This is a genomic window from Ercella succinigenes (assembly GCF_900002895.1).
In genome coordinates, this window is the sequence record NZ_CDHP01000042.1 from 88,755 (window position 1) to 102,165 (window position 13,411).

Below are 13,411 nucleotides of genomic sequence, written 5' to 3' on the forward strand. Positions count from 1 at the left end.
TATGAACGATAATCACGAGTTTAATGCTATATATGAGCAGCATGAGCTAAGATATATTCGCAAAAAAACAAAGGCTGTTAATGTTGGCGGAGTTATCGTCGGTGGCGATGCACCTATTGTTGTTCAGTCAATGAATAATACCGATACCAGAGATATAAAAACCAGTCTGCAGCAGATTAATGATCTGGCACAGGCTGGTTGTGAGATTACCAGACTGGCTATTCCCGATATGGAAGCTGCACAGGCATTTGCTAAAATAAAAGCAAAATCACCAATTCCACTTGTTGCAGACATTCATTTTGACTATAGACTTGCTCTTGCTGCTATTGAGTCAGGTGCTGATAAGATAAGAATAAACCCTGGCAATATAGGAGGCAAGGATCGAATCATACAAGTTGTAAAAGCTGCTTCTGAGCGTAATATACCGATCAGAGTTGGTGTTAATTCAGGGTCTCTTGCCCGCGGCCAGATTGATCGATATGGTGGAGTTAACGCTTTATCAATGACCGCTTCCGCATTGGAGGCAACCTCATTGCTTGAGCAACAAGGATTCAGCGATATCGTTATTTCAATTAAGGCTTCTGATCCTGCACTCACGATTTCTACTTACAGGTTATTATCGGCAAAAACTGATTATCCTTTGCATCTGGGAGTTACTGAAGCAGGGACTATACGCGATGGTGTAATCAGATCTGCTGTTGGAATTGGAACTTTACTTGCCGAGGGCATAGGGGATACTTTGAGAGTATCACTAACTGCAGATCCGATTGAGGAAATCAGAGCTGCTTATGCAATATTAAAATCATTAGGTCTTAGAGATAAAGGTCCGCTTCTTATTAGCTGTCCTACTTGTGGCAGAACCGAGGTAGATCTTGTTGAAATTGCAGCCAAGGTTGAAACTGCTCTTGAAAACGTAAATGTGCCGATTAAAGTTGCGGTAATGGGTTGTGCCGTTAATGGACCAGGTGAAGCAAGGGAGGCTGATGTCGGTATAGCCGGTGGGAAAGGCGAGTTTATAATTTTCCGACAAGGTAAAATTATAAAAAAAGTACCTGAAAGTGAAGCCGTTGCAGCTTTGCTGGCGGTAATACAGGATATATGTACAGAAAAGGAAAAAGATAACAATGCAGGCTGACTGGAATAGTTTTTTTGCCTGGCTTTTGCCGGGTAATGGATTGATCAGAGATATGGAAAATATAAAAGGCAATGTAACTGAGATGACCGTTAAACAGTCAGGAACATTGCTGATTAAGTGTTCTCTTGAGAGTCCTTGCCCGCCTGCTCTTTTATGCAGGCTTGAACAAACAATTGAACAACAGCTTGGAATCAAAGAAGTCGTAATAAGTCAGCATTTACTGTGCCAGATTGATACGGAAAAAGCTAGTGAATATATTGCCGAGTTAGCACCTTGGATGCTAAGGCATCTAAGACATAAAAATGCATTTATGGCATCAATGCTGCAAAATGCCAGTTTTAAATCAAATATTGATCAAGTTCATATTCATCTGCAGTCATCTTGCTGCTCGCTTTTTGAAAATCAGAAAATACCTGAATTACAGGAACTTTGCGAACTTTATCATAATTTGCAGGTGCAATTTTGCCTTGTTCCTGTCAAAAAAGATCTTACCGAGTATGCAAGAAAGCTTGATCAATCATCCAGTCAGTTGGCAAATGCTGCCAGATCGGCAGCTGTATGTGCTTTATCAGACGGTGATCCCGGTCCCATGGATGCTCCTCCTGATATATCCGGTGCTCAAGCTGCTGCAGATATTAAACAGCCAAATGCACAGCAGCCAAATCCTCCTAAAAAATCTGCACAGCCTGCCAAGCCATACAGACGCATGCCTAAAGCTCCTGATCTTGTTTGGGGCAGAGTCAATACAGAACTGAAAAAATCTAGAATAGCGGATATTAATAGTGAATCAGGTACGGTTATCCTTGAAGGGGAGACTTTCGGTTTTGAAACAAGACCTATCAGCCAAAACACCAGAATTCTGGTTAAATTTGCTATTACCGACTTGACCAGCTCGGTACAGTGTATTGTTTTTGCCAAACCAGAAGATGAAGAGGTTTTGACTGAATATCTTAAAAATGGTTATGTGCGTGTTCAGGCAGAGATAAATTTTGATTCTCAGTATGCTAAAGATTTACAAGCAAAAGTTATGGGAATACAAAAAGCTAAAGCTAAGCAATCAAGAGAAGATCTGAGTGTTCAAAAAAGAGCTGAACTTCACGCACATACAAAGATGAGTACAAAAGATGCTGTCTGTGACGCCTCCTCACTGGTAAAGCTGGCGGCATCGTTCGGACATACTGCCGTTGCTATTACCGATCATGGCGTTGTTCAATCTTTTCCCGATGCTTGTAATACACAGCAGGCTCTTAAAAGAAAAGGCAAAGATATCAAGATTATCTATGGACTGGAAGGATATCTTGTCGATGACGGAGCCTCTGTTTGCTGGGGTTATGAGCAAGATACTGATCTAAATGATGGTTTTGTAGCTATAGATGTTGAAACAACAGGACTTAATAGTGCTTCAGACAGAATAATCGAAGTGGCTGCTGTTCGCTTTAAGCCTGATGATCAGGGCAGTTGGCAAATCACTGATCGTTTCGTTAAATTTGCTAATCCTGGTATTGAAGTTCCTGCCAAGATAACAGAGCTAACCGGGATTACTACAGAAATGATCAAAGATGCTCAGCCACCATTTGAAGTCATGGAAGAACTTGCTGAGTTTGTAGGTGACAGTATACTTACTGCGCATAATGCTTTTTTTGACCTAGGCTTTTTACGTTATGAAGGGTTTTGCACTAAATGCGAAGCAGATCCTCGTGTCAAATTTAATATGCCGGTTGTAGATACTCTGGCACTGGCAAGAGCTTTTATGCCTGAACTTCCTAATCATAAATTAAATACGGTTTCTGCTGCTTTGAAGATTGGTCTTGACCGCCATCACAGAGCTGAAGACGATGCTATAGCCAGCGGAGAAATTCTTATTTCGATGATGAAAAAAGAACAATGCAGTCTATTGGCGGATTTTGACAGTAAGGTTGGACATCAATCAAATGAGGAGATTCTGGCACATCGGCGTGAAGTTTTTCATGTGATACTGCTGGCACAGGATTATCTTGGTCTTTATAATCTGTATAGACTTGTTTCAGCATCACATACAAAATATTTTCATAGTAGACCTAGAATTCCAAGATCCTTGCTACAGTATTTCCGACACGGTTTGATAGTAGGTGGGGCTTGCGAAGCGGGAGAAATATACCAGAAGATTCTTGCTATTTACAAAGAGAATGACTCAAGCTATGAGAAAACACTACAGCAGCTTGGACATTCTGATCTGGTCAGACTTGCCAGATTTTATGATTATCTGGAGATACAACCAATCAGCAATAATCAATTTTATTTGCGTGATCCCCAGAGCGGATTGCAAAGTGAAGATGATTTAAAAGACATAAATCGTCTGATTGTTGAGCTTGGTAAAAAACAGCGTCGCCCCGTATGTGCAACCTGTGATGTTCATTTTCTGGAAAAACGTGACAGCGAATATAGAAAAATATTAATGTCAGATATGGGCTTTGAAGACGCTCATCTTCAGCCTGATTTGTATTACAGAACTACAGACGAGATGATTGCGGAATTTGCTTATCTTGGTGAAGCAGTTGCACATAAAGTTGTTCTGGAAAATCCCCAGCAGATCGCGGAGAGAATTAAACCTGATATGAAGCCTTTTCCTGACGGTTCTTTCCCGCCGATCATCGCTTCGGCGGCTGATGATGTGCGCAAACTTACATGGGATACAGCTTTTTCACTTTATGGCTATAACGGTGAAGTGCCGGATGTGGTGAAGGCCAGAGTAGAAAGAGAACTGGATTCAATCATTGATAACGGTTTTGCGATTATGTATTATATTGCGCATAAACTGGTAAAAAAATCAAACGACGACGGTTATATAGTTGGTTCTCGAGGTTCTGTCGGGTCTTCTCTGGTAGCTACTTTTTGCGGTATAACCGAGGTAAATCCCCTGCCTCCTCATCATGTTTGTCCGCAATGCCATTTTTCTGAATTTGATTGCAGTGGTGATTATGGTTCAGGCTATGATCTGCCTGCTCGTAGCTGTCCCCACTGTGAATGTGAAATGACACGTGAAGGCCAGGATATTCCTTTTGAAACTTTCCTTGGTTTTGATGGCGATAAACAGCCTGATATAGATCTTAATTTCTCTGGTGAATATCAGCCCAGAGCACATAAATTCATCGAGGAAATGTTTGGCTCCAGTCATACCTTCAGAGCAGGAACAATTGGCGCTTTTGCCGAAAAAAATGCTATGGGAATGGTTAACGGATATTTTGAAAAGAAAGAACAATTTGCTACCAAGGCCGAAGTTATGCGTTTGTCAAAAGGATTAATAGGCGTAAAAAGAACAACAGGTCAGCATCCGGGTGGAATCGTTGTTGTTCCAAAAGAACGTGATATTTATGATTTTACACCCGTTCAGCATCCTGCTGACAAACGTGAGGCAGGTACCATAACGACTCATTTTGACTTTAATGCTATGCATGATACGATTCTGAAATTAGATATTCTTGGACACGATGATCCTACCATGCTAAAAATGCTGGGTGATCTTACAGGTGTTGATGTAAATACAATACCTATACCTGATGAGAAGGTTATGTCTCTGTTTACTTCTACCAAGGCACTTGGCATAGAAGATGAAAAGTCGCCTACCGGGGCAGCTACGCTCGGTTTGCCTGAAATGGGTACTTTTATGGCACGTGATATGATTAGGGAAACTCAGCCATCCAGATTTTATGATCTGGTCCAGCTGATGGGGCTGTCTCATGGCACAGATGTCTGGAAAGGCAATGCCCAGGATTTGATAAGATCAGGCACCTGTACGATCAATGAGGTTATAGGTTGCCGGGACACAATAATGACAGGACTGATATACAGCGGTCTGCCGCCTAAAGCAGCTTTTGATATTATGGAAAAGGTTAGAAAAGGCAAAGGATTGTCCGAAGAGCATGAACAGTTGATGCGCGATAATAATGTACCTGAGTGGTATATTGATTCATGTAAAAAAATTAAATATATGTTTCCTAAGGCACATGCTGCTGCTTATACTATTTCGGCATTGCGTATAGCCTGGTTTAAGGTTTATTATCCTGAAGCCTACTACTGTGCTTTCTTTACTGTTAGAGCAGATGAATTTGATAGCAATATCATGTGCCGTCCGCCTGCTGAAGTACGTATTGACAGAGAAAGACGAAAACAGATTTTTAGAGAATCACCTGACCGCGAGCAGAAGATTTTTTATATACTTGAACTGGTCGAGGAAATGCAGCTGAGAGGTATAGACTTTCTGCCTCTTGATATATATGAATCCAGCGCATCAAAATTTGTTGAAGAGGAAAAAGGATGGATCAGACCACCTTTGGATTCTATTCCCGGAATAAGTTCGACTTTAGCGGAATCAATTGTCAGAGCAAGAGCAGATGGGATTTTTAAATCAAAAGATGAATTGATGCGCCGTGCAGGAATCGGTCAAAGTGCGATAGAAACATTAACAAATACCGGTTGTCTTAATGATATGCCGGATACGGCACAGATGAATCTTTTTGAGATGATGGGCTAGGTGAGAATACAGACTTGAAGATGCAAAATCAAATACAGTATTGTCAGGTTATCTTAAAAGAATCAACCAGACAATTTGATCGTGAATATACGTATTCAGTGCCTTCCGAACTCCGTGGCAAACTTTTTGCCGGCAGTCACGTAGAGGTTCCTTTTGGGCGAGCAAACCGAACCGTAGAGGCATATGTAATTGCTTTGGCGAATGAGGATATTTCTGATTTTTATATAAAACCTGTAATTCGTCTGATTTCAGAACGTCCTGTTCTGACCAAAGACCAGATTCAGCTTGCGGCCATGATGCGTCAAAGATATTTATGTACATATGGTGCTGCTGTGCGTTGTATGACGCCATCTACTGTCCTTGCTGTGGGAGACAAAAAAGTTCGTTTTGCAGAGCTTTGCGACCCTTCTGAGGCCGCAGAGAGGCTGGCGTCAGGAGAAATAGACAGACTTGGACATATACGTGTAATTCAAATGTTGCTTGATTACGGCAGTGCGCCGGCCTATGAGATTCAATCTGCTTGTCAGGTAAGCCCGGCAATCTTGAAAACACTGGAAAAAAAAGGCCTTATTTTTTTCTCTCGTCAGGAAGTCAGAAGATTATCTGATGATGATAATCTTCAGACGACTGTGGTTGCAGATTTTGAACCTAATGAATCTCAAAAAAATGCGATTAACCGTATAGATCAGGCGATGAGGGAGACATTTGAATCTGGAACAGGACAGGAATTTCTGCTTTATGGCATTACAGGAAGCGGCAAAACAGAGGTATATCTTCAAACTGCCAGAATTGCTATAAATTCAGGCAAAGATGTAATAATACTTGTTCCCGAAATATCATTAACCCCGCAAATGATAAGCCGCATAAGATCAAGATTCGGAGATAATGTAGCAGTTTTGCACAGCCGACTTACACCGGCGGAACGATATGAGCAATGGCAGCGTATTTTGCGCAGGGAAGTAAACCTTGTAGTTGGTGCAAGATCGGCAATTTTTGCACCTTTACAGAATCCGGGATTAATAATTATCGATGAGGAACAAGAGAGCAGTTATAAATCAGAAACACATCCAAGATATCATGCCAGAGATATAGCACGTATGCGTTCTCACATGCATGGTGCAGCATTGATTCTTGGATCGGCAACTCCTTCTGTGGAGAGTTTTTACCGCAGTTGCTCAGGTAAATCTATACTTCTAACTATGTCTGAAAGAATAGGCAGTGCAGGTTTGCCTGAAGTTGAAATTGTTGATATGAGAGAAGAATTACGAGCCGGTAACCGAGGTATTTTCAGCAATGCTTTGCAGAATGCCCTGGCAAAAATCCGTTCTGAAAATCATCAGGCAATGATCTTTATAAATCGACGTGGTTATGCCGGTTTTGTATTATGCCGAAATTGTGGACATGTAGTCAAATGTAATTCCTGCAGCGTTTCTCTAACCAGTCATGCTTCATTATCCAGGCAAGCAGAATATACTGACTCTGCCCAAATACAAAATCAGAAAAACAAAGATCTTCTTATATGCCATTATTGCGGTAAAATAAGCAAAACTCCAGAAGTTTGCCCAATTTGCTCCAGCAAAATGATTGGGCGATTTGGTGCAGGAACGCAGCAGGTCGAAGAACTTTTTGCCAGACAATTTCCAGATCTTAGAACTTTGCGTATGGATCAGGATACTACAGGTGGAAGAACTGCTCATGCAGATATTTTGCATAAATTTGCAAATCATGAGGCAGATGTTTTGATCGGAACCCAGATGATTGCCAAAGGTCATGATTTTCCGGATGTAACAGTAGTCGGTATTCTGGCTGCTGATCAATTGCTGGGGATTTCTGATTTTCGTGCTTCTGAAAGAGCATTTCAGCTTATTTTGCAGGCCTCAGGGCGGGCAGGACGTGCGTCAAGAGCAGGAAAAGTGATAATACAAGCCTATAATACCGATGATTATGCAATTCAGGCGGCAGCTTCCCAGAATTATATGGAGTTCTATGAGCAGGAAATAGCTTTTCGCCGTATAATGAAATATCCGCCTTTTGGTTCAATAGGATTGATTGTATTATCTGGAACCGATGATAATCTTGTTAAAACCAAAATAGAACATCTGTACAAAATCATGACAAAATGGCAAAGTGATCATGCTGATTATCCTGAAATATCATTAATGGAACCTGCCAGAGCCCCTTTACAACGCATACGGAAGCGGTATCGTTGGCGTCTTGTTATGCAGGCTGATAATTATTCGATAATTTCGTCATTCATAGGTATAACCACGGAACGTTTTGATTTTGGAGAGTTGGCTGTAACCATAGATGTCGATCCATGGCAGATGCTATGATATAATGATCGTTGGAATAAAATTAAGCCGAAGGGAATGATAGTATTATGGCTTTGCGTAAAATTTTAACAGATGGTGAAGAAATTCTGCGAAAGAAAAGCAGGGAGGTTACTGTTTTTGATGATCGTCTGCAGGTTTTGATAGATGATATGCTTGAAACAATGTATGCCAACAATGGTATAGGTCTTGCCGCACCGCAAATTGGTGTGCTTAGAAGAATTTTTGTGATGGATCTGCATGACGGCAAGGATCCTTTGATTGCAATCAACCCTGTAATAAAGGAAACCGAGGGAATACAGACATACCAAGAAGGTTGTCTTTCTGTACCGGGCAAATATGGTGATGTGGATCGCCCTGCGAATCTTACCTTAAGCGCTCTTGATCGCGAAGGTAAACCTTTTGAAATCAAGGCAGATGAACTTGCTGCTGTCTGTATATCTCATGAAACAGATCATCTCGATGGAATTCTCTTTAAGGATAAGGTAAAGGGGGAATTACTTTCTCAATGAAGATAAAAATCCTTTTTATGGGTACACCTGAATTTGCCGTGCCTGTATTGCAGGCATTGATAGATAAAAATTATCCGATAGCAGGTGTTGTCTGCCAACCGGATAAGCCACAGGGAAGAAAGCAGATCCTGAAATCACCGCCGGTTAAAGAACTGGCGTTAAAATATGATATTCCTGTTTTACAGCCGGTTTCTCTAAAAAATAAAGATATTGAAGATGAGATCAAAGCTTTGTCTCCAGATATGATTGTAACTGCTGCATATGGCAAAATTTTGCCGGCTGCATTGTTGGATATACCTCCTCTAGGCTGTATTAATGTACATGCTTCACTTTTGCCGCGATACAGAGGGGCTGCTCCTGTTCAATGGTCACTTATTAATGGAGATGATGAGACCGGGATTACAATTATGATGATGGACGAAGGTATGGATACTGGTGATATACTGACACAACAGGCAATTCATATCCCTGAAAATATTGACTCAGCAAGATTGCTTGAAAAATTGTCTTTGCTTGGTGCCAGAATGCTGCCGCAGGCAATTAAGGATTTTGTCTCCGGTGATATAGTTCCTTACCCGCAGGACAATGAAAAAGCGGTTACAATCAGTATGTTAAACCGGGAAATGGGTGAGATAGATTGGAACAAGTCTGCTCGTGAAATTCATAATCAGGTTCGAGGGCTATATCCCTGGCCGGGATGCTGGACAAATTGTGGCGGTAAAAAGCTTAAAATTCACCGTACGCAGGTATGTTATGATCGTGATTTAAATGAGTTTGCTAAAACTTTGGAACCTGGAACAATCTGTTCTTGTGGCGGTCTGGTTAGAATCGCTACCGGAGAAGGCGTTCTGGAACTTCTGGAAGTACAGAATCAGTCCGGTAAACGTATGCACTGCCGTGACTGTGCCCATAATTATAAACTGGGCGATTTGATGGGAGGCGAAGATATTTATGTTTGATTTTACGATATTTTCTTCTGCAGCCTGGATTGCTGCAACTGTTTCCGGACAGAATGATTTTTTTGGCTCAGGACTGGGTATGTTGTATGGACTTGATATATGGTATTTTATTCTGGTGATACCAACTTTAGTATTAAGCCTGATTGCTCAGAGTAAAGTTAAGTCTACTTTTGCAAAATTCAGTGGTGTCAGAGCACAATCCGGCTATACCGGGTTAAGTGCTGCCAGAAGGATACTTGATCAAAACGGTTTAAGAAACGTAAACATAGAAGGGGTGAGAGGTCAGTTAACCGATCATTTTGACCCCAGATCTAATGTGTTGAGACTTTCTGAATCCACTTATGCTGATAATTCAATTGCGGCAATTGGTGTTGCTGCACATGAAGCAGGACATGCAATTCAGCATGCCACGGGTTATTTTCCCAATAAGATAAGAGGTTCTCTTGTCCCGGTGGCACAGATAGGTTCTTCACTTGGTCCGTATATGGCGATTTTTGGTATTATTATGAGCCTGCCTTTGCTGACACAGATAGGTATATTTCTTTTTGCCGGAGCTTTTCTTTTTTATCTTATCACATTGCCTGTTGAGTTTAATGCCAGCAGCAGAGCAATGCGTTTGCTTGAGGATCAAGGAATACTTGGCGATCAGGAATTAAAAGGTGCCAGAAAAGTTCTTACTGCTGCCGCGATGACATATTTAGCTTCGGCACTTACTGCTTTTGCATCACTTCTTCGTTTGATTCTTTTGTCAAGAGGACGCAATGGCAGACGTTAAAAAAAGAGTGGTTAATAAACCAGATGCTGCGAGATTGGCCGCTGTAAGACTTTTATATAGTGTTCTGGAAGAAGGCGCATATACTAATTTAAGTGCGATCAGTTTGCTTGAGCAGGAAGATCTAAATAATTTAGACAGAGCTTTTGCTACTGCTGCTGTTTATGGGACGATAAGCTGGCTGCCTGCTTTGGACTGGTATTTGAGCAAATTAGCTGATCGTCCGGTTGACCGTCTTGATCCTATGATCAGAACAATACTTAGGTTAGGTTTGTGGCAGATAATAAAAAGTAAAAGTATACCTGTTTCTGCGGCTGTAAATGAAAGTGTTAAAATTGCTGATAATCTGCTTCATAGCGGTGCAGCCGCCTATGTAAATGCCGTTTTACGGTCATACGAGCGTAAAACACCTGTTATTCCCAACAAATTAACGGCTTTAAAATATGGATTGCCTACCTTTATGTTTGGTTTGCTGAAAAAATGGTATGGACAGGAAGATGCAATAAAAATTGCAGAAGCCTTTCTGGAGAATAAACCTTGGACAAGCCTTAGAGTTAATACAATGAAAATACCACCGGAAGATCTGATAAAGTCATGGTGTGCAGATGAACTGGAAGCAGAAAAAGGTAATTATCTGCCGGAAGCTGTCAAGCTTAAACTGTCAGGACATACTCTCAGAGATCTTATTGCCTGGCAGAATGGTCTTGTTACTTCTCAAGATGAAGCTGCTATGCTGACTTCTACTATTGCTGATCCACAAATGAACTGGTTGATATATGATCTTTGTGCCGCACCAGGTGGCAAAACTACTCATATGGCAGAAATAATCAAGGATAGTGGCAGCATAATTGCAATTGACAGTCAGCCGCACCGTCTTAAGCTGATTAATGAGCAGACAGAGCGGCTGGGAATAAGTAGTATTAGTACTGCTTGTGCAGATGCCACTGATGTTAATTTTATTTATAATGAAATATTTGAAAATAAAACGGCAAATCTTGTTCTGGCAGATGTTCCTTGTAGCGGCCTGGGGTTGCTGGCAAGAAAACCTGAAATAAGAATAAATATGACATATGAGAAAATTCAGAATTTGCAGCAGGTTCAAAAAGATATTTTGAAAAATGCTGCCAGACTTGTCAGTGAGAATGGTTTTTTAGTATATAGTACGTGTACAATCAATCCTGATGAAAATGAAAACCAGATGACTGATTTTCTAGAAAACTCAGAAGCTGGTAAAAATTTTCAAAGAGTCGATATTAGAAGTCTTTTGCCAATAAAACTACTTGAAAAAGATCCGGGATTGGCAGAGCAGGCAAAAAACGGATTTATTCAGTTGCTGCCTCATAAACATGATATTGATGGTTTTTTTATCAGTAAACTACAAAAAACAAAAAAAGAGTAAAGCTTGAGAGGGCTGATAATGAAAAATTTTTATGATATGACTCTGGAAAATTGGCAGGAATGGGTTAGAGGAAAACAAATGCCTTCCTATAGGGCGGCACAAATTTATCAGTGGACTGCCAGAGGTATAAGTTCTACCGAAGAAATGAGTAATCTTTCAAAGGAACTTCGTAATGTTCTGGCTTCCGAATTTTATGTAGGTGGTCTTGAATTAATAGAAAAATTAGTTTCCCAAATAGATGGAACCGCAAAATATATTTTTAGACTGCATGATGGAAACATCATTGAAAGTGTACTTATGCAGTATAAGCATGGCTATTCCGTGTGTCTTTCTTCGCAAGCCGGCTGTCGTATGGGCTGCGCTTTTTGTGCATCTACAGGCGCTGGTTTTGGGCGTAATTTGTCTCATGGTGAAATGCTTGCCCAGGTTGCAGTTATCGCTAGAGATTGTGGACAGAGAATAGGTCATATTGTAATCATGGGTATAGGGGAGCCGTTTGACAACTATGACAATTTAATATTGTTCTTACGTATGGTCAATGATCCTTCTGGTTTGCATATTGGAATGAGACATATTTCAATCTCAACTTGCGGACTGGTGCCTGACATGCTAAAATTCACTGATGAAGGTCTGCCTGTGACATTGTCAGTGTCGCTGCATGCACCTGATCAGCAGATCAGAAGTCAGCTGATGCCGATAGCAAAGCAATATTCTTATGATGACCTGATGAAGGCCTGTCGCAATCACATTGATAAGACCGGCCGCCGTATATCATTTGAGTATACAATGTTCAGCGGCGTTAATGATCAGCCTGAGCATGCAAAGAAACTGGCAAGACAGCTTAACGGCATGTTATGCCACGTTAATCTGATTGCAGCAAATGAACTAGAGAATGGCAGCTATCATGCCAGTGACCGCAAAGTTATGCAGCGTTTTATGCAGATTCTTACGCAGTCAGGCATTAATGCTACGATCAGAAGAGAGCTTGGCTCTGATATCATGGCTGCCTGCGGACAATTAAGGAGAAGACTGGAAGCATGCGAGAATCCATAAAATACTCCGGCGCGACTCATGTCGGCCATGTAAGAGAAAATAATGAAGATTCTTTTGTTTTACCGGATCATAATGACAGCGGGATATTTTATTTTGTTTTAGCAGATGGAATGGGCGGGCACAGCCGTGGTGAGCTTGCCAGCCAGATTGCAGTGTCATATGTTCATCAGAGGATGAACGCTGTTTTGTCGGAGGAAAATTCTGAAAACATAGATCAAATGAATGAGTTTCTTGAGGACGTTGTACAGAAGGCAAATGTAAAGGTTTATCTTGGGTCGCTGGAAGATGAAGATTATAAAGGAATGGGAACGACACTGACCATCATGATGCTTGATAACCATAATATATGGCTGGCTCATGTGGGTGATTGTCGTGCCTATTTGTATCGTGATCAGTTATTAACTCAACTTACGACTGATCAGACTGTTGTACAGGAGATGCTTGAGGCAGGAAGCCTGACACAAGAAGAGGTAAGCGACCATCCCAGACGCAATGTCCTGACCCAGGCTTTGGGAATTCCGGAATTTTTACAACCGGAGATAATTAATATACCAAGACAAAAACATGATCGTTATATATTATGCAGTGACGGACTCTATGGTCAGGTTTCAGATGATGAAATCAAAACAATCGCCAAAAAATTCAAAGAACCGGCTGAAGCTGACGAGCAGCTTGTGAAAATGGCTCTTGAAAAAGGTGGCGAAGACAATATTACAGTTATTGTAATTTCATCCTGATTGA

General features: G+C 41.1%; 9 protein-coding genes. All 9 read left to right on the forward strand.

Features of this window, described 5'->3' with window-relative positions:
* Nucleotide 1 precedes the first annotated feature (1 nt).
* The 9 genes from ispG (at nucleotide 2) to AC0KSB_RS10345 (ending at nucleotide 13,407) form a co-directional block, all read left to right on the forward strand.
* On the forward strand, nucleotides 2–1,135 hold the full coding sequence (ispG, locus tag AC0KSB_RS10305; RefSeq protein ID WP_472308950.1) for a flavodoxin-dependent (E)-4-hydroxy-3-methylbut-2-enyl-diphosphate synthase: 1,134 nt from the start codon (nucleotides 2–4) through the stop codon (nucleotides 1,133–1,135).
* Entirely contained in the window at nucleotides 1,125–5,645 is a 4,521-nt protein-coding gene (locus AC0KSB_RS10310; RefSeq protein ID WP_472308952.1) for a PolC-type DNA polymerase III, read from the forward strand. The genes ispG and AC0KSB_RS10310 overlap by 11 nt, the downstream gene beginning before the upstream one ends.
* Nucleotides 5,646–5,665: 20 nt before the next feature.
* Entirely contained in the window at nucleotides 5,666–7,978 is a 2,313-nt protein-coding gene (gene priA / locus AC0KSB_RS10315) for a replication restart helicase PriA (RefSeq protein WP_472309014.1), read from the forward strand.
* A 47-nt stretch (nucleotides 7,979–8,025) separates the two neighbouring features.
* Nucleotides 8,026–8,487, forward strand: a complete 462-nt coding sequence (gene def, locus AC0KSB_RS10320) for a peptide deformylase (protein WP_472308954.1) — start codon at nucleotides 8,026–8,028, stop codon at nucleotides 8,485–8,487.
* Nucleotides 8,484–9,446, forward strand: a complete 963-nt coding sequence (fmt, locus tag AC0KSB_RS10325) for a methionyl-tRNA formyltransferase (RefSeq protein WP_472308956.1) — start codon at nucleotides 8,484–8,486, stop codon at nucleotides 9,444–9,446. Before def ends, fmt begins: the two co-directional genes overlap by 4 nt.
* A 79-nt stretch (nucleotides 9,447–9,525) precedes the next feature.
* The gene (locus AC0KSB_RS10330; protein WP_472309016.1) at nucleotides 9,526–10,221 is read left to right on the forward strand and encodes a zinc metallopeptidase; all 696 of its coding nucleotides are present in this window, start codon (nucleotides 9,526–9,528) and stop codon (nucleotides 10,219–10,221) included.
* Nucleotides 10,208–11,617, forward strand: a complete 1,410-nt coding sequence (rsmB, locus tag AC0KSB_RS10335; RefSeq protein ID WP_472308958.1) for a 16S rRNA (cytosine(967)-C(5))-methyltransferase RsmB — start codon at nucleotides 10,208–10,210, stop codon at nucleotides 11,615–11,617. Before AC0KSB_RS10330 ends, rsmB begins: the two co-directional genes overlap by 14 nt.
* An 18-nt stretch (nucleotides 11,618–11,635) precedes the next feature.
* Nucleotides 11,636–12,670 (forward strand): dual-specificity RNA methyltransferase RlmN, encoded by a 1,035-nt coding sequence (gene rlmN, locus AC0KSB_RS10340; RefSeq protein ID WP_472308960.1) that lies wholly within the window; start codon nucleotides 11,636–11,638, stop codon nucleotides 12,668–12,670.
* A complete protein-coding gene (locus tag AC0KSB_RS10345) occupies nucleotides 12,655–13,407 on the forward strand; it encodes a Stp1/IreP family PP2C-type Ser/Thr phosphatase (RefSeq protein ID WP_472308962.1) in 753 nt (250 codons plus the stop codon). The genes rlmN and AC0KSB_RS10345 overlap by 16 nt, the downstream gene beginning before the upstream one ends.
* Nucleotides 13,408–13,411: the final 4 nt, after the last annotated feature.